Here is a 26,994-nt window from a genome sequence, read left to right on the forward strand (position 1 = left end):
TGACCGAGCATTGAGCCGGTCCACAGTGTGATGCAGCTTTCATGTTGGGAACGGTATCCACTTAGTCACTTTTGCCCGTTTTAACTCGATATCGGGCATATTCAGACATATAGTGGCAACCGCATCAAAGAAAACCATTTGAATACAGAACCTCTCAAACCGGAGTCCCGACCGGATTCCGACCACAGAAAGGGTTTATACCGTGAGCCTTGAAAACCTGTTCCCCCGCTCTTTCACTACCAAGCGCGCCTTTTTCTCTCAGCCGCTGCGCGAGGCTCTTACCCGCGACACCAGCAGTGACGCTAACGCAGTCCACTTCGGACACCAGGTTAAGAGCGCCCGGAACGAGATTTACAGCGACATGTCTGCCCGTGACATCGTCTCTATGCTGAGCCGCTAAATCTAGCGCTTCCTCAAGTCGAATAAGACCATTGGCTCTGGCTGAGGAAATTTCAACGTCTCCGCGGCAGCTAATTCACTGCCAAAACCAGCTCCAACCTCGCCTGCATCACCATCGCCGTACCGATGTACCGCAAACGCGTGGCAGCCACCAATAATGAGCATCAATGCCAGCGTCAAGAGCATCGCAGTAATCCCCGAGTACACAAATCCGCCGGTATACGGCGTAGCAGCAATCGGGTTTGTCACAGGGAACGTCAGCAGGACCACTAGCAACGCAATACCGATATACGGCCACTGTCTGGTCAATCGGGTCCGCGCCATGGCGGCCAAACCGAACACAGGCGTGACCAGCATCAACATGTAGTGGGTCCAAAGAATCGATGAGAATGTGGCTGCAATAAGCCACGCGCCGGTGATTAGAAACTCAAACCGGTAGACCGGGTTCAACCACGCAACTGCCGTGACCATCAACACCACGCCAAGCGCAATACACAGTGGAATCGTTTTCACGTGACTCGGATAATCACGCACCACTGTTACTAATAAATCAGGATTGCCCAGGTCTGTGGCTAAAGTCGATGCCAACGACTGATTCGCACCACCGACCAAGACCGACGCACCAATGTCGTCGATTCGGTCAATCCAGTCCGAAATAACCGGCATGTCAATGCGGATAAACATCCAGACCGCCAGTACCGCCGTGGTGGCCAGCGACCAAAAGGCTGCGCGCCGTCGATAAGCGAAAAAGAGCATCACGGCGATGAGCGCATACGGAGTCAATTTAATGGATGCGACGATGCCGAGGACGATGCCCGCGAGCCAAGGACGAGTGCGCGAGGCAGCAAGCCCATAGGCGACGCCCGCGACAATCAGCGGTGTCGTCTGACCAATCCAGAACGAATTAAGAGTGGTCGGCAGGGCGAATACGCATGCGGTAACCAGCGCTGCGATACCCCAGGGCATGGTCGACCGAAACCACAGGTGGTAGGAAGCGGCGACCAGGACCACGACGGCCATTCCGGAAAGAAACAGCAACCAAGCAACCGAGGTTTCAAAGCTCATGACGTGGGATATCGCTCCCAGAGCCTTTGCAAACAAAGGGTTTTGCACAAAGGGATGCGTAAATGGCGCAGACACTTCCTGCGCCAGGCGTGGCCAGACCTCTCCGCTCATGGCGGTGAAATCGATTGGATCGGCATCATAGAGATGGGACTCAAGTCCCCTGTCCATCAGTAGCCCGCCCACCCAGAGCGACGCCCAATCGTCCGGCTGGGTGCGGCCATTCCAGGCCAGCAGCGAGGCAAGACCACCGAGCAGCGAGACCAGCATAAGAGGCCAGCTCATCACAGGCGATTGCGTCAGCGCAGGGGCCTGATTGGGTTTGCGAACCCATATTTTTCGCGAGGCCCGCGACGGAGACTCCGCAACAGCACGTTGCGACTCCGCAACCTGTGACGATGCCCCATCCTGTGACACCGGTCCTTCTGCCCGACTATGCCGTCCCACGTTCCTCCTCATCGCTGGTAAGCGCCTCTATCTAATGTAGTGATTCCAATACGGCAGTGGTTACAACCCCACAAGAACCCGCAAGGTATGACGGCTTACTTTGAACGAAGTGCCAGGTGGACAACAATTGGCGGCCATGATGACCGGAGGGACTACCGGAACTGCGAGATAGTGCCGATGGTCGTGATCAGCTGATCGCCATCACTGTTGACAACAGCGGCTATGGGCATACGCTCCATCTCATCCGGACCGACATCGTAGCCCTGCGAGACCTCTGCCGTAATAATCTTTCCAGTCGGGCCGTCCTCAATGCGCGGATTACGAACGACCACATGAACCAGACTGAACTTCGCGGTGAAGTGAACTTCTCCGCGGTAGCTCTCCCCTTCGGCATCGCTGTTGTCATTGTCGCGGGTGAATGAGACAACACCGTCCTCAGGCTCTAGAGCACCGTTCTTAGCAGTGACTCCGCCACCCAGTGCGCCGAATACCTTCTCCAGCGCAGATACAGAAATTACTAAATCCTCGCTGGAGGGAGCCGGGGCATTCTTGCCCGGAGCATCCGAATAATTCAACGGAATATAGATTTCCTCGGCCTCATTAATAGAGCCGGCTGCCGGATAGACGTAAATACCCCAGTTATCACCAGCTGGGGTCTCTGGCGGGTCAACAACAATGCGGGCTTCAAAACTGCCGTCATCTGTCATCGGGGTAGCCTGACGAGCGATAGAACGCCGCATATCGACGCCCTGGTTCGGTATCGCCTCGAGAGTTCCAGCCGGCGTGACCCAGGCAATGTTGTCGTGCGGATGTTTCCGCGACGAGGACGGAGCACCTTCACTCGGCTTCCACGAGTCCGGGAACGCACTGTAGAGAACGTAAACACCATTGGGCACACCCGGAGGAATTGGCAGCGGGTAACCACCACGGTTGGCCGACGGATTGAAACCACTGCCGCGAACAATAAGAACATCGCCGCGATGAACCGTGGCACCTTCAGCTGGTGTGCCGTCCTCAAAAGTAACGGTAACTTCCGGAGATTCGGCATACTGCGAATCCTGCGGCTGGAAGTTCTCCGCTGGATTAATCACATTGGGAAAATTGTCCGGCACGATTGGCTTCGCAGTGTCAGCCATTGCCGGAGACACAAACGCCGAAAGGACCATGGCGCCGGACAGCGAAACCGCAGTAGCAGCTCTGCGCGCACTCCGCCCCACCGGTCGACGCACGTCTTCTCCAACCGTGGATGATTCAGAGCTGAATGAACGGCGAGTGTTGCGAGTGTTGCGAGCACCTGCGAGATGGCGGTGGGAATTATCGAAAGTCAGGAATCTCAGGCTGTGCATATAAGCAATGTACATCCCACTAGTTAGGGTTCCCTAATCCCTTAATTAAGGCGTGCCTTACCCACCCCCATTTGAGGCTCAACACTGAGGCCGGCAGAAATAGGTGAGATCAAAAGAAAACCGCGGCCAAGCCCAATAGAGCTAGACCGCGGCTTACTTCAGCATCTTCTAAGACAACCAACTACTCCGCGGTAATCGGCAGGTAGACGCGGCTGCCCTGATCAGCGAACTCCTGGGACTTCTCAGCCATGCCGGCCTCGATCGCTTCAACGGAGTCCAGGCCGTGTTCCTTCGCGTAGTCCTGTACGTCCTTGGAAATACGCATGGAGCAGAACTTCGGACCACACATGGAACAGAAATGCGCGGTCTTTGCCGGCTCTGCAGGCAGGGTCTCATCGTGGTAATCCAGCGCAGTGTCCGGATCCAGAGCCAGTGCAAACTGGTCATGCCAACGGAATTCGAAGCGGGCCTTCGACAACGCGTCGTCACGCTCCTGAGCGCGTGGCAGGCCCTTTGCCAGGTCAGCGGCGTGCGCAGAAATCTTGTAAGTAATCACGCCGACCTTGACGTCGTCGCGGTTCGGCAGACCCAGGTGCTCCTTCGGCGTGACGTAGCAAAGCATGGCGGTGCCAGCCTGCGCAATGATGGCCGCACCGATAGCCGAGGTGATGTGGTCATAGCCCGGCGCGATATCGGTTGCCAGCGGGCCGAGGGTGTAGAACGGAGCTTCCTCACACCACTCCTCTTCCCACTTCACGTTGTCGGCGATCTTGTGCATCGGAACGTGGCCTGGACCTTCGATCATGACCTGGCAGCCGCGGGACTTGGCAATCTTGGTCAGCTCACCGAGGGTGCGCAGCTCAGCCAGCTGAGCCTCATCGTTAGCGTCGGCAATGGAGCCCGGACGCAGGCCGTCACCGAGGGAGAACGTGACATCGTACTGCGCCAGAATGTCGCACAGCTCAGCGAAGCGCGTGTAGAGGAAGCTCTCCTGGTGATGCGCGAGGCACCATGCGGCCATGATTGAGCCACCGCGGGAAACAATGCCCGTCACGCGATTGGCGGCCAGCGGCACGTAGCGCAGCAGCACACCCGCGTGAACGGTCATGTAATCCACGCCCTGTTCACACTGCTCAATGATGGTTTCGCGGTAGATTTCCCAGGTCAGCTTGGCCGGGTCACCCTTGACCTTCTCCAGCGCCTGGTAAATCGGCACCGTACCAACCGGCACCGGGGAGTTACGCAGAATCCACTCACGGGTTTCGTGAATGTCCTTACCAGTGGACAGGTCCATGATCGTGTCCGCGCCCCAACGGGTTGCCCACACCATCTTCTCCACCTCTTCAGAGATGGACGAAGTCACGGCCGAGTTGCCGATATTTGCGTTGATCTTGGTGGCAAAACGCTTGCCGATAATCATCGGCTCAGTCTCCGGGTGCTTGTGGTTCGCCGGAATCACGGCACGACCCGCAGCGACCTCTTCGCGCACAACTTCCGGATCCACATCTTCACGAGCAGCAATGAAAGCCATCTCCGGAGTGACAATTCCCGCGCGCGCCCAAGCCAGCTGCGTCTTGACCTTCGGGGCGTCCTCAGAGCCTGCAACCGCCGGCACTGCCGGAGCCTTCGGCCACGAGTCACGAGTCTTAGCCAAACCCTCCTTCAGGTTCAGCTCCGGGTTTTCCTCGGTGTAGATACCCGAGGTGTCGTACGCATCGAAGTGAGTACCGTCCGTCAGATTGATTCGACGAACTGGAATCCGCAGGTTCGCCTCACCGAAATCGTTGCTGAACGCAACCTCGTCGTAATGCTTGTTGCTGCGGTAAATCGGGCCAGTTGTAACCTCGCCCTCTTTCGGCGGAGCGGATACAGATACACGTGCGGCCATGAAGCAACACATCCCTTTCCTACGCTGGTATTACCCAGATTCAGGTTCGTCCGGTCGACGCTCGATCCCTAGCGTCCTCTCAGTGCCGGAATTTCGGTTGGCACTCCCGTGGTTTTGTAATGCGCCTCATAGTCTAACCAATCGTTCGGATTACTTCGGTCATTACACCCACGTTTGCCGCCAACGCTTAACGACGGCACGGAGAACACACTCTAAAGGTGCAGGTTGCGGCTGTGCAGCGGCGCTGTTTTTCGCGGCGACCGCGTTGTCCACACCCCTAAAAAGTTATCCACAGTCGGTCTATTTTTTCGGCTTCTCAGCAAGCGCAATTGTGAACGCAGTGTTATATCTTTCTCACACAAATTCTTTGGGGAGGGAAAATTGAAAAAGGCGACTACTGCCGCCCTAGTGTCAGCACTTCTATGGGGAGTAACGGGGACTAGTTGCGCATCGACCAAGGCTTCCGGCGAGGACGTTCAACCTGTCGGCGACAATGCGACAACCATCACTACTGACTCGGGCGTGACGTTACCTGCGGGTGTGCTTCCACCCAACAATCCGCCGGAGCCCGGTGATGCTCCACTTGGCCCCGATGGGCACTACAACTACGACGCACCCGAATTCGTCCTGACCAATCCGTGTGACGACCCCGAGATTATGGGGCGCTTAGACAGGCTGGGGTTCCGGGAGCAGACGTACATGGAGGGCCGAATCGAAGGAAATAAACAGATTGGCTGCGTTATTGAATCCGATGCTTCCGGCCTGCTGAGCATCTGGCATGCTGCGGTCGCTCACTCACAACTCGAACGCTACAGTGCCGAGCCTTTGGCTCATCACGAAGGGATTTTCAATTGGGTGACATTCACTCAAATCAATCCGCTCGGAAGTTCCGCCTGTATTGCTTCTGTCGAAACAGAACAAGGAGCTCTCGGATTCGTTATCGACACAACCGGACAAGATAGCCCTGACCCACAGCACCGGCTGTGCGCTCCAGTAAATGAGCTGTTAATTGATTATTTGGGGGAAGAATCATGATGCATGCCGTAATTCCAACAATCGACTCTGCAATTCAGAAGTTCCATTCCACGAATTTGCTGGCAAATAATGCCATCCATATCCAGCCAAACTTGGCCGGCTACTCACAGGTTCCGTCACTCCAGCTGGTGGCGACAGAACACAGTCTCGCAATTTCCGGCAGCTCAGGAAGCTCTGCTGCCATCGGATTGTCTCTGGGCAAACAGCTCACGTGGGCGCAAACAAATCTCGCTGACTTCCGTCGCGTGATCACTGAGCACGAGTCCACCATGAATCGGATTCTTCGAAGCATTAACCCATTCAATGGTGACGGCGCTTCCCTTGCCGAAGTAGCGCGCACAAGCGGTGTATTTCAGCGTCGGCCGATGTTTGAAGCTGGAAGTCTCACTTTCGCGCCAGTCACTCTTTCCGCGGAACTTGGTCTCGATGCGAAGTCCCTACTATCCATGTTTTCCTCAACAAACGACGGTGCCGTAGCCGAGGCAATCGCCTACTGGAATAACTTCGCCGACACTATGACCACGTTGGCCAGCAATCTAACCTCCATCTCATCCGGCTTGTTGTCGAGCAACAGCGGTGCTGTCTTCTCTGCTGCGGACTCAACAATGAAAGGTCTGGCCGCACGCGCTACCAGCATCGCCACCGCATCTGAGGTCATGGCCGGGCACCTTGCCGTATTGCCATCTGTGAAGGCGATGGCCGTCAATGCACTATCAGCGATCGAAGCCGAGTCCAAAGCACTCCCAAACCCTGGCGCGCAAAAGGCTTTTGAACAGGCCGAGGTAGCAGCCTTTCTCTCTGGTCCGTATACCGCACAGCTACAGACCGCTATTCCCCGAATTCCTAACCTGGTTTCTGCCGATGCGGGAAGTGGTGTGACTGCCGAGGTTTCCGTTGGAGCAACAGTCGCCGGGCGTTCTGGAACTAGCCAGTTCGGTCTTTCGCCTGCGGGGATGACTGGAAGCATGCAGGCCGCCAGCGCACCAGTTGGCGCCACCTCAACAGTTCCGGATTCTCCAACACCGCAATCCACAGCCGCGAGCCCTTCCGCTCCTTCGCAGGTTCAACCGAGCACTTCGACTTTATCGAACCCTACTAATCCGTCTGCTACCCCCGTGCACCCCGCATCACCTGGCAGCCCAACGAGCTCCACAATCTCGCCAACTTCCCCGACCGGCACATCAACCATGGCTCAACCAAACGCGGCGAATCCAGCCATGGTCGCCCCTTCGAGCGCGAGCGCCCCACTTCAACGCACATCACCGCAAGGAGTTTCGCCTTACGGAGTTCACGGCAACCGACCGGCTGGCTCCCTCGGCGCAGGACGCGCTGCGGGACTCACACCAGCGGGCAATATCCCGGCACTGCCGGCTTCTGGAAACGCAAGCTCCCGCCCACCGGCCTCGGGAGTTCCGACTTCAAGTCCCGGTCGTATGCCAACGCCAACAGCAGGTCGCGGGATGGGAACCGGCTTGGGTGTCGGAGTAACTGGTTCTGCCTTGCCAAACACCTCGAATAGCCCTGGACAGCGCGGAAGTGGATTGATGAATTCCCTCATCAGTGCGCGCAACAGTACTGCTACCGGAACTTCGGGCGCGGCTGGCGGAACCGCGAGCACTGCTGCTGGAAACCGTGGCGCAGGCGCTTTCGCAGCCACCACTGCGGGAAACCGTGGCGGACTGCTCCAAAAGGACTCCGCACCGTCGGCACGCAAACTGACAAATGTAGCCACCATCAGAGATAACGATGCCGGCGCCTTCGAGCAGAACGAATATCAGAAGGAGCTTTTCGGGGATGCGCCAATCACTATCCCGGCGGTGATAGGCCACAACGTCCGAGCGTAAAGTCAGCGCGTCCAAGCTGATCTTTACCCGCTCGGGCACCACGGGGGGGATCGAACGGCGTCCGTGAATTCGTAACTCAACAACGCCTTCAACTTAGACACTTTTTCACCGGCACTTTGGGCGGATTAGCTTACTTTTGTTGAAGTTTTAGACCCAAATCGGCGCGCCTCCAGAAGTTGTAACTAAACCGAACGTTCGTTACAGTTACTGGAATGACAAGTACCGACCACGCCGCTTCCACGGGGGCTAATCCGCCCACTCCAGTCACCCACAGGTGGGTCTTCCTCGCTATCATCAGCGCCGGCCTACTACTCATCGGCATAGATAACTCGGTGCTCTACACTGCCCTGCCAGTTCTGCGCGAGCAGCTCCACACAACCGAACTCGAGGGCCTGTGGATCATCAACGCCTACCCACTGGTGATCTCCGCGCTCCTCCTCGGCACAGGCACTCTGGGCGACCGCATCGGTCACCGCAAGATGTTTCTTGTGGGCCTGACAATCTTTGGCTTCTCTTCCCTGGCCGCGGCCTTTGCGCCGCACGCCTGGGCGCTGGTCATCGCCCGCGGCTGTCTAGGACTGGGCGCCGCGACCATGATGCCAGCAACCCTCGCACTGCTACGTGAGACCTTCCACCACCCTCGTGAACTTGCCACGGCTATTGGCATTTGGTCAGCCACAGCAACACTGGGTGCCGCCGCTGGCCCCGTCGTCGGCGGTTTCCTGTTGGAGCACTTTTGGTGGGGCTCAATCTTCCTTATCAACATCCCTGTCGTAGTTTTCGCAATCATTGGCACGCTGATTTTCGCTCCACCAAATCAGCCCAACCCAGCCAAGCGCTGGGATTTTCTCACCAGCCTCTACGCGATGCTGGCCATGCTGGGCCTGGTTTCGCTTATCAAGGAACTCGCTGGTCATCGCTCCTCCACCGTCATCGTCGCAGCTATCGCCTGTGGGCTAGTGGGCGCGGTACTGTTTCAGCGTCGTCAGGCACGTCTTACCGAACCCCTCATCGACTTTTCGGTCTTCCGTTCGCCGATGTTTTCCGGTGGCGTGCTGGCAGCAGCGCTTGCCATGTTTGTCCTGGCAGGCGCCGAATTGATGACGACGCAGCGCTTCCAGATTTCCGTCGGATACACACCACTCGACGCGGGCTTGCTAGTTGCCACCGCGGCACTGGCATCCTTGCCAGTTGGTGTCATCGGCGGCATGGTGCTCCATCGAGTGGGTTTCCGCACACTCATCACCGGCGGCTTCCTCCTCAACGCCGTCGGACTGACAGGCATGTACTACGGCGTTTCCTCGGGCAATTTCTCAATCATGATCGCGGGATTGATACTGCTCGGCGCGGGCGCAGGTTCTGTGATGTCGGTGTCGTCGACCGCGATTATCGGCTCAGCCCCGAGGTCAAAGGCAGGTATGGCGGCGGCGATGGAATCCGTGTCGTACGAATTCGGCACACTGATCACCGTCGCAATCACAGGCAGTCTCCTGCCTATGTTCTACGCCCTGTTTACGCCTGTCGACGCCAGCATCTCACTCACCGATGCACTTCACACGCCAGCGCTTAACGACGGCGCCCGCGCCGGCCTCGACAGTTCCTACCTGGCCATTTTGATTATCCTGGCTGTCGTTGCTGTCATTGCAGCGATTGCGACTGCGGTGACATTCCGCGGCAACCCGAAGGAGACTGAATATGCGCACGAGTAAGCGCACTGCCATCCTCGACACAATCGTTGAGATTATCGAGACAAGCGGTTTTTCCGAGGTCACCTACGAAAATGTCGCAACTCAATGCGGAATGAGTAAATCAGGGTTGATTTACCACTTCCCCTCCCGTGAAGACATGATCCGCAGCGTCCATGAGCACATGGCGCAGTTATGGGAGGAGGAGCTTATCGAAGCCGCGGGTGGGCCTGCGGAGGAGGTATCCCCCGCCAACCGCCTACGCGCAAACCTCCAGGTCTCGCTGGATACGGCAACGAGGGCCGAGCTACTCATGTCCATCGACTCTGCCGCCGACCCGGAGCTACGCGAGATTTGGACGCGCCTTTTGCGCCGGTGGAATCCGCCGGTAGAACGGATTGCCACCGACCAGGATGCCTGCATGGCCTACGTTGTCCAAATGATTTCCGATGGACTCTGGGCTAACGACTACCTCAATGGCAATCAGCTCACGAAAGCGCAGCGCAAGGCAATCGCCGAGGCTGCGGCAAAGCTGATTCCAGAGTCGATGGAGTAGCCAGCTCTAGACGCCCTTGCGCTGAACGTCCTTGAGCTCGGAGTCAGTGGCCAGGCCATAGTTGGCACCCTCATAGACAGCCTTTGCTCGACTCGTTCCGTCGAGCACATACTCGCTAAAGGACAGCACCATCGAGCCGAGCACATTCTTGGACGGATCATCCAGGTAGGTGCCGTGGTAGGAACCGGTGACTACCGCTTCCCAGGCGGGCCCTGCAGCATCGCGGTAACCACGTCGATCGGCATCAAAAGGAACGATGTCCTCGTGCTCAGCAATGGCCACCAGGCTCGGAATCTCCGGAGGGGTGGAGATCAGTCCAGCGTCGGAAGGCCCTGGGTTGATAGCAACCAGACCACGGGTGACCATATCGATGCCCGCAGCCTGGAAGGCCTTATCCATCCTGTTGTTCAGGAAGATTGCGGAGCCGCCACCTGCAGAGTGCCCGACCAGCATCGTCCGGGAGAAATCGATCTTGCCTGCAAGTGGCGTGGACTCGTCCTCATTGGCCGCTGCGGCCACGGAAGCTGCCAGCACCATCTGCGGCGCGAACCAGTTGGTGAAGTTGTAGCCAAGAGCCACGACATATCCGTGGCTTGCATAGAGTCGCGCTTGCGCGTCGTACATACCTGGCTCAGTACCAATGCCAGGGCTCAGAACCATCAGCGGCGCGGACTCCATGGAGTCGATATCCGCCGGGTAAATGAGCTGCGCGCCAACTGGGGAGGCGTTGGCCGATTCCGGCAACACGTCATAGCAGCCGGTGGTGCCGTGGAGACCGTGGAGGTCCCGCAGTACGCGGTTGTAGATGGTGTAGACGACACCGTCACATGGCATTGCTTCACGGGTTGCGGCAACTGGGTGGGAGCCCATCGCTCCGAACTCCTTGCGCAGGTGCCCCGCCTCTGGGGCGAACGGCTCGGTGATATGGCCACTTTCACCACCGGAGATGGCGCGGTTCACGCCACCCATAACATCCACCAGACCACCGCCAATTTTGTCCACGGTTTCCGAGTTCTGGTAGTCAACAGTGCTTTCACGTGCAGTGATGTCCGGCAGCTGGCCAATGCGCGGTGCCGCCTGCGCTGGCACCTGTCCGCCGAGAACCACACCAGCTGCGAGCGAGAGAGCAACCACCTTCGAGAACGTACGCCCCCGCCCTTGACGGGATGCCGACACGGTCTTTCCGGCCGCACTTAGTGAACCAATCATCGTTTTCCTTAACTCTTGCCAAGAACCTAGGAATACGAATTTACCTAATACGTAAATACATACGTAAAGACAGAAATCACCTCCCCCATCTTTCACCCCTCAAACAATCATTCAGAGCGCTGAAAATGTTCACTCTCGCCCAAAATTAACACCATCACCCCCATTTCCTACCCCCTTTCCAAGAGTCCGTAGATTCAGAAAACCCACCTCACCACCGTTACCCACATATTTTTATTACCTTTTTCCACAAACGCCTCCGCTGCCTCCCCACCAGCGCATACCTTATTGACACCAAGGAGAAAGTGGCCACGCCCACACTCACTGTTAACCGACAACCGAGTGCGCATGGCCCTTAATAAAACCCCCGAACAGAAAAGAACTCCCACAATGAGAATCGGCATCCCTTTAGAACCCGATCCCCAGCAAACAATTGTGGCTGCGACCCCGGAGACCGTCGGCAAACTCGTCAAGCTTGGCTACGAGGTCGCCGTGCAGGCTGACGCCGGCCTGGCTGCTAAGTTCACCGACGCGGACTACGAATCCGCCGGTGCCACCATTGTCGACGAGTCTGTCTGGCACAGCGATATCGTCGTAACGCTCGACACTCCGCCGGAGCAGTTCCGTGCACTGCTTAACGACGGTGCCATGCTGATCAGCCGACTTGCGCCAGGCCGAAACGAAGAACTGGTCGAAGAGCTCGCGCAACGCAACATCACTGCCCTTGCTATGGATGCAGTTCCCCGCATTTCCAGGGCACAGTCGATGGACGTGCTGTCATCGATGGCCAACATCGGCGGCTACCGCGCAGTAGTCGAAGCGGCTTCTGCATATGGTCGCCTCTTCACTGGTCAGGTGACTGCCGCAGGAAAGATGCCACCAGCTACCGTTTACGTCATCGGCGCTGGTGTCGGCGGACTTGCGGCGATCGGTACGGCCAACTCTATGGGCGCGGTTGTTAAGGCAACAGACCTGCGCCCTGAAGCCGGTGAACAGGTCGAATCGATGGGTGCAGAGTTCATCCCGATTCCGGCCGCCACCGAGAAGTCCGAAGATGGCTACGCCAAGGAAATGACCAATGATCAGGCTGCCGCTGCCGCGAAGCTCTACTCCGAGCAGTCCGCGCAGGCTGACATTGTCATTACCACCGCGAATATCCCGGGCCGTCGCTCTCCACTGCTGCTGACTGCTGCCGATGTTGCAGCTATGAAGCCAGGCAGCGTCATCGTCGACATGGCTGCCGCAGGTGGCGGCAACTGCGAGATGACCGTTCCAGGCAAGACCATTGTCACTGACAACGGTGTGACCATCATCGGTTACACCGACCTTGCAGGACGTCTGCCCGCGCAGGCATCGTCGCTGTACGGACAGAACATTTTCAACCTGTTCAAGCTGATCACGCCGGAAAAGGATGGCTCTCCAGTTCTCAATCTCGAGGACGAGATTATCCGTGGCATCACGGTGACAAAGGCTCGCTCACAAAATGGCGCCGGCGCTACCGGAGCTGAGATTCTCTGGCCACCACCGCCAATCAAGGTCGCTGTCACCCCTGCTGCCCCACTGCAGGAGCAGCAGGCTCACCAGGCCGCATTAGAAGAGAATGCGCCGGAGAAGGTTTCCTTCATGGGATCGGGCCTGGGCTCGAAGGTTGCTCTGGGCCTGACGGCACTGCTGGCCATTGTGGTTATGCTCAGCGCACCGCACAGCGTGAGCGCCAACTTCATGGTTCTCACCTTGGCTATCGTGCTCGGCTTCTACGTGATCTCCGCGGTCACGCCGCGCCTGCACACACCACTGATGTCTGAGACCAACGCGATCTCCGGCATTGTTCTGGTGGGTGCGATTCTCCAGGTGGGAAGCTCCAACCTGCTGGTTTCCGGCCTCGCGTTCGCGGCCATCGTGGTCAGCTCCATCAATATCTTCGGCGGTTTCGCCGTCACCGACCGCATGCTTGGCATGTTTGTGAAAGAGGAGGCATAAAGTCTAATGGCTAGCATTGCTACTGCTTCGCTTCTGGACTGGACCTACCGCCTGTCCAACGTCGGCTACATTGTCGCCGCCGTCCTGTTCCTCGCTGCCCTCTCGGGCCTGTCCAAGCCGGAGACCGCTCGCCGCGGTAACTCCTTCGGTATTGCCGGTATGGCTGTAGCCGTTGTCATTGCCATCTTCCAGGCACTCGTCACCGCAGACACCAAGCCGGATACTCATTTCTCGCCGCTGATTACCCTGATTCTCATCGCTGTCGCTATCGGCATCGGTGGTGTCATCGGTATCAGTCGCGCACGCCGCGTTGCCATGACTGGCATGCCGCAGCTGATTGCATTGTTCAATGGTCTGGTCGGACTCGGCGCTATCTTCATCGGCTTCAACTCCTACATCTTCGCCGAAGATGTCGCCCCCGATGCCCTGAAGTTCCACTTCGGTGAGGTCTACATTGGCGTCTTCATCGGCGCTGTGACCTTCACTGGCTCCATCGTCGCAGGCCTGAAGCTGTCTGAGAAGATCAAGGGCTCGCCGCTTCTGCTGCCGGGCCGCAACGCTCTGAACATTGCCATTCTGGTGGTCACTCTGGTTCTCCTGGCTGTCTTCATCGCAACCGGCACCGAGGGCGGCGCCATCGCATGGGCATGCATGGTTGCAGTCACTGCTTTGGGCCTGTTCTTGGGCTGGCACCTGGTCATCGCCATCGGTGGCGGCGACATGCCGGTTGTCGTGTCCATCATGAACTCGTACTCCGGCTGGGCTGCCGCTTTCACCGGTCTCATGCTTGGCAACCCGCTGCTCATCATCACTGGTGCGCTGGTTGGTTCCTCCGGCGCCTACCTGTCGTACATCATGTGTGAGGCCATGAACCGCTCCTTTGCCAACGTTATTCTGGGTGGCTTTGGCTCCGAGGCTTCGTCGGGAAGCGCCGTGGAAGGCTCCCACACCGAGGTCAGCCACGAGGACACCTCCGAGATTCTGCGTGATGCAGACAAGATCCTCATCGCTCCGGGTTACGGTATGGCTGTGGCACAGGCTCAGTACGCTGTTGCTGACCTAGTCCGTAACCTGCGTGAGGCCGGCAAGGAAGTGGTCTTCGGTATCCACCCAGTCGCTGGCCGCCTGCCGGGTCACATGAACGTGCTGCTGGCTGAGGCCAAGGTTCCCTACGACATCGTGCTGGAGCTGGACGAGGTCAACGATGACTTCGCTGATGTGGATGTCACCCTGGTCATCGGTGCAAATGACACCGTCAACCCGATGGCAGAGCAGCCGGGCTCCCCGATTGCGGGTATGCCGGTGCTGAAGGTGTGGGAATCTGAGCGCGTGATTGTTCTCAAGCGTTCGATGGGTTCGGGTTACTCGGGCGTGCAGAACCCGTTGTTCTTCAACGAAAACACCGACATGCTTATCGGCGATGCGAAGGCCAGCGTCGACTCTCTGAACCGCATCCTGGCGAGTTCGAAGGTCAACGCTTAAAACTTCAGGCAAGCAACGCCGTACTAATCGGAGCCTAGGCGATTAATTCCTAGGCTTCGCCACAGGCTGCATCACGAACCATCGTGATGTGCTCAATGCCGGCTTCCATGAAGGTCTCCCCGATCTCATGGAAGCCGGCTTTTGCGTACACAGCCTTCGCCTGCGTCTGGGCATGCAGAATCAGCCCCTTATCCGGGTGGTCAGCGATGACCTGCTGCAGCAGTTTCGAGGACAACCCCCTACCCCGGCTCGCAGCATCGACGACAACTCGGCCGATGGTGCGCGGGTAGCTCGACGAGTACTCATCGAGCGTGTCAATCACACGCAAGTACGCAATAATCTTGCGGGAGTCATTGTCGTCGCGGATGAAATAGTGCTCTGCGGTATCTTCCAGGTCGCGCCAATCCATTTCCGGCTCTGTACAGGACTGCTCAAGATAAAACACGTCGGTACGCAACGCCGAGATGGCATACGCATCGGTCGCACTGAGTTGAGAAAAGGAGGCGTGTTCAATCATGGTGGCTGATTTTACTGCGAAGAACGGTGTGACGCTCATAGCTGGCAAACGTAGTGGCGCACCATCGCGCAGAATGAAGCCGCAGACCTATACCGCCCGCACCCGGCGGAATTGTACCTTCGCGCCGGGCACCAATTGCCCGGCCCTCGACAATGACGGCTCCGTCAACACACCAATGACCGGATATCCACCCGTCGCCGGATGATCAGGACCGAAAATAATCGGCTGCCCCGATGCGGGCACTTGTATCGCACCGGGGACCATTCCCTCGCTTGCCAACTCATGGGTGACCTGGCGCTCAAGAGTAGTCCCATTCAGCCGAAGTCCGACGCGGTTGGCCTCTTGCGTCACGGTCCATGTCTCGTGAAAGAAATCACTGACGCTTTCCCGCGTAAACCAGTCCGCCCGAGGGCCAGGAACAACATCTAAGCGCGCAGCCTCGCTCGACCAATGAGGCGCGGGATAAATTGCGATTGACGACCCCGTCGAATACTCCGGGTCGCCGACCTGCAAGACCTGACCGGCCTGCAAAGGCGCTGGGCCGAGCTTGCCGAGCGTATCGTATGACCGCGAGCCCAGCACTTCCGCGACATCGATGCCCCCTCGAATCGCGACGTACCCGCGAAGACCTGCATCGAAGGTACCAAGCCGCACAATTGCCTTCGCCCCGACCACAATTCGACTATTCATCGAGGTCTTGATGACCTTGCCATCCTGCTCGACAGTCACCTCACCGTGGGCTCCTGCGAAGGATATGATTGCTCCCTCCGCTACTTGGAACTCCAACCCGCCGACGACGCACTCAAGCACCGCCAGGCTTTCTTCGTTGACAACCATCCGGTTAGCAGCTGCCGCGGACTCGTGGTCGAACGCACCGGAAGTACTCACGCCCAGGCTGCCTTGCCCTGCACGGCCCAAATCCTGAATCGTCGTCAATATGCCGGGTCGAATAATCTCGATAGAATTCTTCATCTCTTCCGCCCCCTTTTTCTACGCCGCACTCACCGTAGAAGTCGCTTCAAATTGCACCTCAACCCCGGGCTCAAGCAGCGCCGGATTAGGCCGATTCAAGTCCCACATCTCCACATCTGTATGTCCCAAGAGCTGCCAGCCACCGGGCGAATCGATGGGATATACACCTGCGAATTGGCCCGCAAGTCCGACGGAGCCCTTGGGAACTCGAGTGCGCGGCGTCGTAAGGCGGGGAATATCAAGCGGCTCTGGCCACCCCTGACCGCTCCCGCGCACCATGTAATAAAAGCCCGGCGCGAATCCACCGAACGCGGCCGTCCAAGGGCGTTCGCAGTGCCAATCGATTAACGCTTGAGGGCTCATCCCAAGGCTTTGTGCCAAGGACTCAAGGTCCGCGCCGTCATAGTGAACGGGAATCGTCATTGTTTTTCGCTTGTCGACGGTCTGCCTCTGCGCATTGTTGCCCCGCAGCGCGGTTTCTACTGCGCCGAGGTAACGACGAGCCGGTCCGCGAAAGCGAAGAAGGAGCGTTTGGGCTGCAGGTACCCTGTCAACGAGTCCCTCAATCTCAGCCGCAGCAGAGTGTGCACGAAGTACCTTCGCCAACGGATTGGCCGATGATGAATAGTCGATAAGCAGCGCATTTGTTCCCATAGGGCGAATCTCGGCCATGGCGGTGCTGATCCTTTCTTTCTTGCGGGGTTGAAAAACTGCGGTTGATAAGACCGGTGTGCGAGTCCGCGCTATACGTGGGCAGCGACGGTGACTCCGGCGTCGACGAGCCCTTGGCGAATCATACGGGAGAGTTCGACCGCACCAGGGGTGTCTCCGTGCAAACAAATAGAGTCAGCCTGCACGGTCAACGGTGAACCGTCGTAGGCGACGATTGGTTCCCCGCTAGCCATTGCAATGACGCGTTTGACGACGGCATCGGGTTCTACAATGACCGACCCCTCGAGTACTCGGGACACCAGAGTTCCATCGGAGTTGTAAGCGCGATCTGCAAAAGCTTCCCTAATCACAGGGAGGTCCGCGTCGAGGCTGAGCCGTTCGATGACCGACCCCGGCTGCGCCATAATGGCAAGCTCATCTCCGCAGGTGGAGCGAGCGAGCAGGAGCGCCTCCACCACTGCAGCGGCCTGATTTTCATCCACTGCGATGCGGTTGTAGAGGGCACCGTGGGGCTTGACGTAGGAAACTTCGGTACCCACCGCCCGTGCACATGCCGAAAGTGCACCAATCTGGTAGACGGTTTCGGCTCGCAATTCTCGATGTGCGTAATCCATGCGACGTCGTCCAAACCCGGGGAGATCGCGGTAGGCGACGTGCGCGCCGATGCGAATTCCGCGCGCAGCAGCTGCCTCACAGGTCTCCATCATGACGCTAGCGTCACCCGCGTGATACCCGCAGGCAATATTGGCACTGGTCACAATGTTCAGCAGAGCGATATCATCACCCATCTTCCACGAGCCGAACGCTTCCCCAAGGTCAGAGTTGAGATCGATAGTGGCGCCCATAAACGTCACCGCTCCTTCCAAGTAATAATGCTGGTCTTTGTACCGTTGTTATGTTGGTTCTCATCTGAGCTGTGCGAGAAACCGGGGGGATTAGCCGAGCATTTCAAACACACCGCCGAATGAGCGCCACGCCAAGAACCAGGCGACTGCGACACCCAAGATTCCGATAGCCGCCAACCACTTCGGGTACTTGTAACCATTCATGAGATCCGCACGGAACAGCGCGATGTAAATCAGCACAGTAACGCCAATTGGAAGAACCAAACCATTGAAGGCTCCGGCGAAAACCAACAGCGTCGCTGGAGCCGTACCGATGAGACCGAAGAGCAGCGTGGAGATTGCAATTAGGACAATGGTGATCGTGTTTTGAGTCTTGGCTCCAGCACCCGAGGAACGAGTCAGAAATGTTGCTGAGGTGTAGCTGGCACCCACAATCGACGAGATTCCCGCAGCCCACAGGACAACGCCAAAGAAGCGCATACCCCAATCTCCTGCCGCAGCTTGGAATGCCTCTGCAGCGGGGTTTCCATCCGTATTGAGGACCACGCCACCCGCAACCACTCCCAAGACAGCTAGGAAAAGGAGGAAACGCATGATGGCTGTGACGATGATGCTCGTAACAGATGAGCGAGTGGTCTGTGCGAGGTTCTCTACACCGCCGGCGCCAGCATCAAGCATGCGGTGAGCGCCAGCGTAAGTAATGTACCCGCCAACAGTGCCACCGACGAGCGTGATGATTGCCAACAAGTCAATCGTGTCGGGCATGACCGTGTTCTTCAGTGCTTCCCCTACTGGCGGGTTAGAACTGAACGCCACAATTCCAGTGACCAGAATCATCACGACACCGAGCACAACGAGTGCCTTGTCCAGCGCCATACCCGCCCGCCGGGAGAGGAAGAAGCCAATGGCGAGGATTGCAGTAACAATGCCGCCAATCTTTGCGTCCACGCCCAACATCGCGTTCGCACCAAGTCCAGCACCGCCGACGTTGCCAATATTGAAGACCACACCACCGATGACAATGAGAATTGACATTAACCAGCCCAGCCCCGGAAGCACGGCGTTGCCGAGCTCCTGCGCGCGGCGTCCAGAGACAGCAATCACTCGCCACACGTTGAGCTGAATCGCGATATCAAGAAGCACCGAGATCACAATGGCAAAGGCGAAAGCCGCGCCAAGCTTGGCCGTAAAGGTTGCGGTCTGGGTGAGGAAGCCCGGCCCGATAGCACTGGTCGCCATCAGGAATACGGCGCCGAGGAGTGCCGTTCGCCGCGCCTTATGGGCAGATGTTGAAGCGTCCATAGCGTAAGGCCTTTCCCTACAAGTCTGACGATTCCCACGTTGAAGGATTCCTACGTTGAAGATCGCCTGCACAGAGATTGTTGAACAATGTCTCGTATGTTAATTGGTGATGGCCGCCACACAAAAGTGCTTTAGTAGTCTGTATTACATGACTACCCCCGGAAACATCCTCGACGATCAGACCCGCACGTCCTCTGGGGAAAAACAACAAGACGTTTCAGTAGCGGATGTCACCGCAACTGTCCTGCGCCGAGAGATTCTCGCCGGAAAGCACTATAGCGGCGAGCAGCTCCGTGAAACCCAACTTGCTGCGCGACTGCAGGTCAGCCGCAACACCATCCGACAGGTCTACCGCAAGCTGGAATCTGAGGGGTTACTCACTCATATTCCTCATCACGGCGTTTTTATAGCCTCCTTCGACAAACAACGCATCCGCGAACTGTATGCCTTTCGCCATGTCGTCGAATGCGGAACACTGCGATCGCTAAGCAAGAGCCAGGCAAAGCTCCTCGGCGAAGAGATTCTTTCTATTTGTGGTTCACAGTCATCATTGAACCTTCCCGAACGGAATAATGCCTTTCACCTCGCCATCGTCAGAGCTTCCGGGTCCCCCGACCTGTTAGCCACCGCCGAATCAATTCAGGCCCAACTCCGTCTTTGCTTCCTCTCCTACCCCCAAAGCATCGAACTCCATGCCCGATACGCCGATCGCCACATCAGTATCGCCAAAGTTCTCATCGAGGACACCCCAAACCACGCCGCCGACCTCCTCAGCGCCTACCTCAATGAGTCGTTCAGTGCCGTCACCGCTGCCCTCCCGCTTGCCGACCGTTGATAATTAGCTGCTAGGACTACAGTGATGGACATGGCAGCAAATTCAGGCAACGCATACGCAATGACCATTCCGGAGTTCGGCCCCGCTGACATTTTCACCAGGACACTTATCGATCATGCTCAGCCCGGTCCCGGCGAAATCCTGGTCAAAACCACAGCCATCGGCGCAAACCCGCTGGACTACAAGATGCGCGATGGTTCTTCCGGCCTGTGCGCAAAGTTCACCCCTCCCGCGGTGCTCGGACGTGAAGCCGCTGGCGAAGTCGTTGCCGTCGGCGAAGGCGTAAACAGCTTTGTCCCCGGCGACCGAGTCTTTGGCATGCGCGGCTTCGACGACTTCCGCGGCACCTACGCAACGCACAACGTCTTCCCCGCTGATGGTGTGGTCCGAACTCCCGATTCGCTTGACGACGTTACCGCTGCGGGCCTTGCCCTAGTGGGAACTACGGCGACCGTGGCTGTCGAGCAGCTTGCAAAGGTAAAAAGCGGTGACACCGTACTAATTCATGGTGCCGGTGGCGGTGTTGGCCAGCTGATGACGCAGCTGGCGGTTGCCCGTGGCGCAACTGTGTTGGCCAGTGCGTCGTCACGCCATCATGAAAAACTAGTGGGCTTTGGCGCGCAGCACATTGATTACACAGCGGAAGATGTATTCAAGGCTGTGCGCCAGCAGTTCCCCGAGGGCGTGGACGTTGTCCTTGACGGCGTGTATTTCGATACTTTCCTCCCCTCGCTGGATGTGTTGGCATCGGATGGTCGGATTGTGGCGCTGCCTTCGCTGGCCGATTTAACACCGGCGAGGGAACGTGGCATTGAGGCACACATTCCGGCTATTTCGAATGACACGACTATTTATGCCGACCTGGCCGACCGCGTGGTTGCCGGTGAGATTTCACTTCCTATCGGACTGGCTAAGAATCTCACCGAGGTCGCGGAGGTCCACCGAGTATTGGAAGACGGGCACGCTGACGGCAAGATTGTGATGACCGTCGAGTAAACCAGGCGCGTTACTACAGCTCGCGACGAGCGTTCTGATACGTCTTCGTCAGCGAGCACCACAGCTCGTCGGCATCAGAGATGGCTTCCACCAGCTCCCGGTTGGTCATAGTTTCGCGCTGCTCGCGCAGTCGGTTGTTTAGCTTCCGGGCACGAGAGAGCTCACCGCGTAGCTCGATGAGCTCCGGCGTAGCCTCACCGGAGGCAAATACATCCTTGTAGATGGTCCCGACACCCATTGTGGTGTTCACATTGTCCCAGGCAGTAAGGATTGCGGTGAGCTGGTACTCGGTGTCCATGGCAATCTGCTGCAGCTCCGCGTGATTACGCTCGGCGAGCTCGTGCGCCTCAGCACTACGGCGCACACCGGCCCAAGCCTGGTATGCGATGAGGATCGCAAGCACCAAACCCGCCACTGGCAATGCATATTGCAGAATCCACAGTGTGACACCGAAGAGCTGAATAATCAGGCCGAAGAAGAAAAATACGACAATGACCGTCACGCACCCGTTGTCGGAGCCTGAACGTTTACTCACCGCGACGTCACCTCCGCCGCAGCATTCAAAATCGCATCGGCCCCCAGGTGGCTGGCGTAGCCAAGTCCGATGGCTGCTGCCAGAAGGAGTATTGCCAGCAGCGTATAGACGATTGCCTCTTTGACGGTGCTAGTGACCGCAATGCGCTGCTCTTCGTAGTCAACCAGGGCACGCATGTCTTTGGTCGAGGCATTCAAGCGACGTTCGAGGTCAACCATGTGTTCCTGCTGCTCGGCGCGTGAGATAGCGATGGCATTCAACGGCACATCAACACTCTCGACACTGGCATACGCCTGCCGACGAGCACTCTTCACGCTGTCGAACGACACTGACGGTGCGGGTGGCACTTTCGTCGGCCCAGTGAGATTCCGCGACACCTTATAGTAAGAGCGCGCTGCGGCTCTCGTCAGTTGGTTGTTGGAGTCGCCTTGATTGCCCATAGTGCCGAGTCTGCCACATGAATTTTCTTTGGCTCGGTATCGTCCACCTCATCGAGGATGGCGAAGACATGCATGCCTGCATATGGTGCGGTTTCGGCTCGGAGCACGGTCCCCGGGCCTACCCCTGATGTAGCCAAATAGCGAAGCAATTCAGGATCGGAGTCGTTAATGCGATCGACTACCACCATCGCGCCAGCTTCGATATCCGTCAGGTCAGTGCGCACTGCGCTGGCGATGGTACCGCTGGCGCTGGGAATTGGATCGCCATGCGGATCGCGCTCAGGGAATCCCAGCATTGCATCAATGCGACTAATGAAATCATCCGAGACCGCATGCTCAAGCTTTTCAGCTTCCTCGTGAACCTCATCCCAGGTGTATCCGAGAGTCGAGACCAAGAAGCTTTCAATAAGCCGGTGGCGACGCACCATAATCAGCGCAATGTCTCGCCCACGGTCCGACAGGCTAATGCCCCGGTACGGCTCGTGGTTGACAAGGCCACGTGCAGCTAGCTTCTTCACAGCCTCGCTGGCGGTGGGCTTCTTTTCGCCCATCCGCTCAGCGACGTCGCCAAGTGCCACTTTTTCACCGGTGCGCTCGTGCAAATCCCAAATGACCTTGAGGTAGTCCTGGGTCTTCGCTGGTAAATCCTCCACGTGCATTCTTTAGACTTTAGCGTTATTGCGTGTTGCCGCAATCTTGAGGGGGACATAGAAACAACCGGCGCACACGCCAATGCAGCCACCAACTGACAGATTCGCCGCCACCGCAATGAATAGCCCTACCAGGCCAATCGCGATACCCATCAATGGCGCTAACACGAATAGCAAACGGGTATCGTTCACTACCCCAACCAGCGCAGCTGCCGGGGCAGCCAACAGCGCGATGGATAGAATCGTGCCGACAGCCGGAATCAGCGCCACCAGAGTCAACACAATCAACCCGCTGATGACCAACTGTGCTTTTCTCCGCGAATGCGCGACCCCGAAAGACTCCGGATCGAATGTGAAGTAAATCAGCTGGCGCCACCGAGCCACCAGCACCAACGCCACCAGCAGCAAGAGCCCACCCGACAGCGCAATATCAATCTTGTTCACGTTGAGTACGCTGCCGACCAGGAAACTCTCAACCTTCACCGGCAACGGGGCGAACCACTTGTTCAGAAAGTAGCCCAGCGCGAACCCGAATGTCAGCACAATTCCCGCCGCCGAGGACGTCGTCCCCACCTTCGACAGACCGAACAGGGCCCCAATCGGAATGCACATCAGAAATGCCCCGATAAAGAGGAACACCGAAATCCACGAGTGGCTCAGGCCGAGCGCTGCCGCAATAACAACGCCCACCACCGCACCGGGAAAAGTCGCATGTGTAATCGCTTCTGCGAAGAACACTTGTTTGCCCAGCACCGCGAGTACCCCCACCACGCCGGCCAATGCGCCGACCAATATCAGCTCGATGATTGGCAAAATCAGGATGCTAGACACGGTCGCCTCCCATCACGCCGCGCAGTCCCAGTGCCACGAAATACAGTCCCACCGAGGTCAGCGCGACGACTGCCTGAGGCGACACCGGCCCCAAAGGCACCAGTGCCAAACCAACGATTCCGCTGAGACAGCCCACTGCAATCGCAATCGGCACCATCACATGCACTCGGCGAGTCAGCAGTCTCGCCGCCGCTCCCGGCACGACCAGATATCCGACTACCAGCAACACTCCCACTGCGCTTGCCGACGACACCACCACCGCAGCAATCGCCGCGTTAATGGTGAGGTCGATGCCCCACACATTGACGCCTGCGGCTTTGGCACCGAAGCGATCAAAGGCAACAAACACCTGCTGGCGCCAGGTCACTGCGATAAGAACCAAGGCGATGGCACAGACAATTAGGGCGCTGGTGAGACGGGAGTCGGTGACTTCCAGCAGTCGCCCGAACATGAGCGCTTCCAGCTGTCCTGACTGATCACCTTTCTTCAGCGAGAGGATCACGCCAATGGAAAAGAAGCTGGTCAGTACGACTGCCACTCCGGCTTCCGACATGTGCGAGCGCGATACCAAGGTCAGTGCTACTGCCACTACCACCGCAAATGCCGCGGCCACCGGGATAATCATGTCGATGCCGCCGAATACGGCACCGGCCACAATTCCGGGAAAAATCGAATGCACCATGGCCTCGGCATTGAACTCGAGACCACGAAGGTTCACGATGACACCGACCAGGCCAGAGACCGCCCCGAGGGCAATCAGCAGCACTAGTGGCCTGAACATGAAAGGCGCGATCCCAAGCGCATTCGCAAGCTCAGTCCACATAGGCTGGCACCAACTTCGAGGTCGCACCAAAAGCCGGCTGTTCTGCCACGATTAATGTGTTTTCGCAGGTCTCTTCAGCAAGCACGAGATCATGAGTGGCCGCAATGATCGCCGTGCCATTTTCCTTCAGTTCGTTGAGGAGATTCAGCAGCATGGCCCGATTTTCAGTGTCGAGGCCGTTGAACGGCTCGTCGAGAAGCACGAGTTGCGGACGTGCGACGATGGCGCGCGCCAACAGGACGCGTTGCTGCTGACCACCGGAGAGGTTGCCGAAACGTTCACTGGTGCGGTCGGCAAGCCCTACTTTGGCTAGCGCTGCGTGGATGCGTTCTTTGCGGTGTCCAAGCGGTTGGAAGGGGCGCAGTTCGCGCAGAACTCCCATGGCGACGACATCGAAAGCCGTGACCGGAAAAGTGCGATCGAGGTCTGCCGACTGCGGGACGTAGGACACGATCTTCGCGTTATTGTGCATCTCACCAGCGAGGAGACGAGTCCCGCCCAAGATTCCGCGCAGCACGGTCGTTTTTCCAGAGCCATTGGCGCCGATGAGTGCAAGCCCGGTGCCCGGCGCGACACTGGCGGTGATGTGGCTGACGATGGGTACCGCCGTGTATCCAAATGAGGCATCGCCGAGCGTGACTAAGGGATCAGCAGACATGGGGTTGGCTAAGTGGTTGAGGCTCACTTGATGCCCTCTGGCAGTGGTGCGACGGTTCCGTCCCATGCCGTCACGACCTGAGTGACGTTGTGGATGATTGAACCAATGTAGGTCTCGCCGTCACTGCCGGCCGGACCGAGCGAGTCGCCGTAGAGTGCGTCCTCACCAACGATGGCCTTGACACCCGCGGCCTTGGCAATCGCCTCAATTGACTTCGAGTTGTTCGAGTTTTCCGCAAACAGCGCGGTTGCGCCCGAGTCCTTCACGGTCTTTGCCGCCTCGGCGATATGCGCGGCCGTGGCATCCTGCTGCTCATTGAAATCAGACAGCGCTGCGCCGATGAAGTTGATATTGAACTCGTGGGAGAAGTATCCAAAGGCGTCGTGGCTGGTAAACAGTACAGGGTCCGACACAGTGGCGATGGACTTATTTGCCCACTCATCCAGCTGATTCAGTTTCTCCTGGTAGGCCGCAACGTGGTCGGCGATGGTGGACTTCAGCTCATTGTCGCCACGTTCCTCAGCGACCTGTTCCAGGGCGTAGCCGATGTTGGCAACCTGAATCTTGGCGTTCTTCGGCGAGGTCCATACATGCGGATCGAAGCGGAATTCCGCCTCCTCACCGGGTTCTTCCGGCGGGAATGGCCATGGGGAAACATCAATCTTTTCCACGCCTCGGTCAATGGTGTAGTTACCATTCTTCGCCTTCTCTGGCGGCAGCGGCTTGGTTTTGTCCATATCCTTGGCCGTCTTCATGGCATCTACGTCACCTGCAGTTAGAACGCCGCTGGTTACTGCCATCGTTCCGGAAAAGCCCGAGGACTCAATCGCCTGGTCCAAGAAGTGCTCCAGGTCGACTCCGTTGACGAACAAGAGATCCGCGTTACCAGTCTTGCTCAGCTGCTCATGGGTCATTTCCAACTCATGAGCCGTTGCATTCGGCGCCAACAGGCAGGTCAGATCCACTTCATCGATGTCCAGCTGCTTCACGTAATCACAAATCTGCGTCGTGGAAGCCACGACGTTGATTGGGTTCTCGCCGCTGGCTCCCTCACTGCTATCGCCACACGCTGCAAGGCCAGCGCCCGCTAGCAAAATCGAAAGACCCGCACACATGGACTTGGCTGATCGCGAAAGTTTTCCGGAAATTGTCATGTTGGTGTCCGCTCTTAATCGTTTTGTTCCTGCTTTACGACGGCTACGCTGACCGGCCGCTTCAGTAAATCGGGTCACCTTAGGGGCGGTTGGGGCGCACTTCGCCGTTCATCTATCACGTGTGAGAGTAAACCTAACGACAGCGATTTTCAACCTATTGAACTTAAGTGTTTTTGGTATGGCATTTTTTTAAGGATAAACATTGAACAAACCCTATCCACAGGCCGTCACGCCACAGCGCCAACCTTCACGCCACAACATCAGCCATGATGGAGACATGGAAGCGAAGATTTATCACAACCCCCGCTGCTCAAAGTCCCGCCAGGCTCTCGCCGTATTACGCGAAGCCGGAATCGAGCCGGAAATCATCAAGTACCTAGACACTCCTCCAACCAAGGCCGAGCTGCGCTCGCTAATCGAGGCGGCAGGCCTGAACGTCATCGATGCCGTGCGCACCAAGGAAGCGGAGTTCAAGGAACTGGAACTCTCCAAGGACTCCAGCGACGAGGAACTTCTGGACGCAATGGTCGCGCACCCACGCCTAATTGAGCGCCCATTTGTCGTCACCAATAAGGGGGTAAGGATGGCGCGCCCCACCGAGGCTATTAACGACATTCTCTAACCAATGACATGCGTTAATCGCCTTTACATCAACCCCCTCCACAGGCCTCCAAGACCGGGAGGTTAACAACCCATTAACAGGGGCTGAAGTCACTGTAAACTCACCGCTGAAACGATAAAGCTCTCCGCCTGTCGCCCTAGCTGTGATGTCCAGGGACGTTGTTCTGGCCCCCGCCCGTAATGACACCGTGCCGATTCAAGAAGTATCTGTCC

General features: G+C 57.6%; 26 protein-coding genes and 1 riboswitch. Of the genes, 10 read left to right on the top strand and 16 right to left on the bottom strand.

The features are described from left to right. Positions 1-202 precede the first annotated feature (202 nt). Positions 203-400: a hypothetical protein gene (locus tag QP981_RS07435; RefSeq protein WP_048732933.1), complete on the top strand. Its 198-nt coding sequence runs from the start codon at positions 203-205 to the stop codon at positions 398-400. 2 nt (positions 401-402) lie between these two features. Here QP981_RS07435 and QP981_RS07440 read toward each other — a convergent pair whose 3' ends face one another. From QP981_RS07440 to thiC, 3 genes are all read right to left on the bottom strand, one after another. Beyond that, the gene (locus QP981_RS07440) at positions 403-1,746 is read right to left on the bottom strand and encodes a glycosyltransferase family 87 protein (RefSeq protein ID WP_284857730.1); all 1,344 of its coding nucleotides are present in this window, start codon (positions 1,744-1,746) and stop codon (positions 403-405) included. 314 nt (positions 1,747-2,060) lie between these two features. Then, positions 2,061-3,254, bottom strand: coding sequence for an HtaA domain-containing protein (locus tag QP981_RS07445; RefSeq protein WP_246822225.1), 1,194 nt, complete (start codon positions 3,252-3,254; stop codon positions 2,061-2,063). Positions 3,255-3,435: 181 nt separating this feature from the next. Continuing rightward, on the bottom strand, positions 3,436-5,142 hold the full coding sequence (thiC, locus tag QP981_RS07450) for a phosphomethylpyrimidine synthase ThiC (protein ID WP_239271876.1): 1,707 nt from the start codon (positions 5,140-5,142) through the stop codon (positions 3,436-3,438). Next, a riboswitch (TPP riboswitch) is annotated at positions 5,141-5,262 on the bottom strand. It overlaps the preceding gene by 2 nt. Before the next feature lie 261 nt (positions 5,263-5,523). On the opposite strand from thiC, the gene QP981_RS07455 reads away from it, so the two are divergent. The 4 genes from QP981_RS07455 (at position 5,524) to QP981_RS07470 (ending at position 10,262) form a co-directional block, all read left to right on the top strand. Continuing rightward, positions 5,524-6,177, top strand: a complete 654-nt coding sequence (locus QP981_RS07455; RefSeq protein WP_284847090.1) for a hypothetical protein — start codon at positions 5,524-5,526, stop codon at positions 6,175-6,177. After that, the gene (locus QP981_RS07460; RefSeq protein WP_284857731.1) at positions 6,174-8,021 is read left to right on the top strand and encodes a hypothetical protein; all 1,848 of its coding nucleotides are present in this window, start codon (positions 6,174-6,176) and stop codon (positions 8,019-8,021) included. Before QP981_RS07455 ends, QP981_RS07460 begins: the two co-directional genes overlap by 4 nt. A 212-nt stretch (positions 8,022-8,233) precedes the next feature. Beyond that, the gene (locus QP981_RS07465) at positions 8,234-9,730 is read left to right on the top strand and encodes an MFS transporter (protein WP_284857732.1); all 1,497 of its coding nucleotides are present in this window, start codon (positions 8,234-8,236) and stop codon (positions 9,728-9,730) included. Beyond that, positions 9,717-10,262 carry a TetR/AcrR family transcriptional regulator gene (locus QP981_RS07470; protein WP_049189337.1) on the top strand — a complete coding sequence of 182 codons (546 nt, stop codon included), beginning with the start codon at positions 9,717-9,719 and terminating at the stop codon, positions 10,260-10,262. Before QP981_RS07465 ends, QP981_RS07470 begins: the two co-directional genes overlap by 14 nt. A 6-nt stretch (positions 10,263-10,268) precedes the next feature. Here QP981_RS07470 and QP981_RS07475 read toward each other — a convergent pair whose 3' ends face one another. Beyond that, on the bottom strand, positions 10,269-11,471 hold the full coding sequence (locus tag QP981_RS07475; RefSeq protein ID WP_284857733.1) for an alpha/beta hydrolase: 1,203 nt from the start codon (positions 11,469-11,471) through the stop codon (positions 10,269-10,271). 387 nt (positions 11,472-11,858) lie between these two features. Between QP981_RS07475 and QP981_RS07480 the strand changes: the two genes are divergently transcribed. Both QP981_RS07480 and QP981_RS07485 read left to right on the top strand, forming a co-directional pair. Next, complete coding sequence (locus tag QP981_RS07480) at positions 11,859-13,448, top strand: Re/Si-specific NAD(P)(+) transhydrogenase subunit alpha (protein WP_284857734.1); 1,590 nt, start codon at positions 11,859-11,861, stop codon at positions 13,446-13,448. 6 nt (positions 13,449-13,454) lie between these two features. Then, positions 13,455-14,930 carry an NAD(P)(+) transhydrogenase (Re/Si-specific) subunit beta gene (locus tag QP981_RS07485; RefSeq protein WP_284857735.1) on the top strand — a complete coding sequence of 492 codons (1,476 nt, stop codon included), beginning with the start codon at positions 13,455-13,457 and terminating at the stop codon, positions 14,928-14,930. Between the two features lie 49 nt (positions 14,931-14,979). Here QP981_RS07485 and QP981_RS07490 read toward each other — a convergent pair whose 3' ends face one another. The 5 genes from QP981_RS07490 to QP981_RS07510 form a co-directional block, all read right to left on the bottom strand. Continuing rightward, entirely contained in the window at positions 14,980-15,447 is a 468-nt protein-coding gene (locus QP981_RS07490; protein ID WP_049189334.1) for a GNAT family N-acetyltransferase, read from the bottom strand. Positions 15,448-15,534: 87 nt separating this feature from the next. Beyond that, positions 15,535-16,419, bottom strand: a complete 885-nt coding sequence (locus QP981_RS07495) for a 5-oxoprolinase subunit C family protein (RefSeq protein WP_049172680.1) — start codon at positions 16,417-16,419, stop codon at positions 15,535-15,537. An 18-nt stretch (positions 16,420-16,437) separates the two neighbouring features. Further along, a complete protein-coding gene (locus QP981_RS07500) occupies positions 16,438-17,091 on the bottom strand; it encodes a 5-oxoprolinase subunit B family protein (protein WP_049172678.1) in 654 nt (217 codons plus the stop codon). 71 nt (positions 17,092-17,162) lie between these two features. Further along, positions 17,163-17,936: a LamB/YcsF family protein gene (locus QP981_RS07505; protein WP_049172677.1), complete on the bottom strand. Its 774-nt coding sequence runs from the start codon at positions 17,934-17,936 to the stop codon at positions 17,163-17,165. Positions 17,937-18,026: 90 nt separating this feature from the next. Beyond that, the gene (locus tag QP981_RS07510) at positions 18,027-19,238 is read right to left on the bottom strand and encodes an NRAMP family divalent metal transporter (protein WP_049172676.1); all 1,212 of its coding nucleotides are present in this window, start codon (positions 19,236-19,238) and stop codon (positions 18,027-18,029) included. Between the two features lie 148 nt (positions 19,239-19,386). Here QP981_RS07510 and QP981_RS07515 point away from each other — a divergent pair, with 148 nt between their 5' ends. Then, the gene (locus QP981_RS07515) at positions 19,387-20,073 is read left to right on the top strand and encodes a GntR family transcriptional regulator (protein WP_070549497.1); all 687 of its coding nucleotides are present in this window, start codon (positions 19,387-19,389) and stop codon (positions 20,071-20,073) included. A 30-nt stretch (positions 20,074-20,103) separates the two neighbouring features. After that, a complete protein-coding gene (locus QP981_RS07520) occupies positions 20,104-21,069 on the top strand; it encodes an NADP-dependent oxidoreductase (protein ID WP_284857736.1) in 966 nt (321 codons plus the stop codon). Between the two features lie 13 nt (positions 21,070-21,082). On the opposite strand, the gene QP981_RS07525 is transcribed toward QP981_RS07520, so the two are convergent. From QP981_RS07525 to QP981_RS07555, 7 genes are all read right to left on the bottom strand, one after another. Continuing rightward, on the bottom strand, positions 21,083-21,604 hold the full coding sequence (locus QP981_RS07525) for a hypothetical protein (RefSeq protein WP_049172672.1): 522 nt from the start codon (positions 21,602-21,604) through the stop codon (positions 21,083-21,085). Beyond that, positions 21,601-21,918, bottom strand: coding sequence for a hypothetical protein (locus QP981_RS07530; protein ID WP_141698041.1), 318 nt, complete (start codon positions 21,916-21,918; stop codon positions 21,601-21,603). Before QP981_RS07530 ends, QP981_RS07525 begins: the two co-directional genes overlap by 4 nt. A gap of 92 nt (positions 21,919-22,010) precedes the next feature. Continuing rightward, the gene (locus tag QP981_RS07535; RefSeq protein ID WP_069359599.1) at positions 22,011-22,703 is read right to left on the bottom strand and encodes a metal-dependent transcriptional regulator; all 693 of its coding nucleotides are present in this window, start codon (positions 22,701-22,703) and stop codon (positions 22,011-22,013) included. Positions 22,704-22,706: 3 nt separating this feature from the next. Then, positions 22,707-23,525, bottom strand: coding sequence for a metal ABC transporter permease (locus QP981_RS07540; protein WP_070643746.1), 819 nt, complete (start codon positions 23,523-23,525; stop codon positions 22,707-22,709). Then, the gene (locus QP981_RS07545) at positions 23,518-24,348 is read right to left on the bottom strand and encodes a metal ABC transporter permease (protein WP_070549457.1); all 831 of its coding nucleotides are present in this window, start codon (positions 24,346-24,348) and stop codon (positions 23,518-23,520) included. The genes QP981_RS07540 and QP981_RS07545 overlap by 8 nt, the downstream gene beginning before the upstream one ends. After that, entirely contained in the window at positions 24,338-25,006 is a 669-nt protein-coding gene (locus QP981_RS07550; protein ID WP_502869557.1) for a metal ABC transporter ATP-binding protein, read from the bottom strand. The genes QP981_RS07545 and QP981_RS07550 overlap by 11 nt, the downstream gene beginning before the upstream one ends. A gap of 23 nt (positions 25,007-25,029) precedes the next feature. Continuing rightward, positions 25,030-26,160 carry a metal ABC transporter substrate-binding protein gene (locus tag QP981_RS07555; protein WP_101687680.1) on the bottom strand — a complete coding sequence of 377 codons (1,131 nt, stop codon included), beginning with the start codon at positions 26,158-26,160 and terminating at the stop codon, positions 25,030-25,032. A 277-nt stretch (positions 26,161-26,437) separates the two neighbouring features. Between QP981_RS07555 and arsC the strand changes: the two genes are divergently transcribed. Next, positions 26,438-26,782: an arsenate reductase (glutaredoxin) gene (gene arsC, locus QP981_RS07560; protein WP_069359604.1), complete on the top strand. Its 345-nt coding sequence runs from the start codon at positions 26,438-26,440 to the stop codon at positions 26,780-26,782. The last annotated feature ends 212 nt before the right edge of the window (positions 26,783-26,994 follow it).

The organism is Corynebacterium sp. MSK047, assembly GCF_030232285.1.
Classification (GTDB): domain Bacteria; phylum Actinomycetota; class Actinomycetes; order Mycobacteriales; family Mycobacteriaceae; genus Corynebacterium; species Corynebacterium jeikeium_D.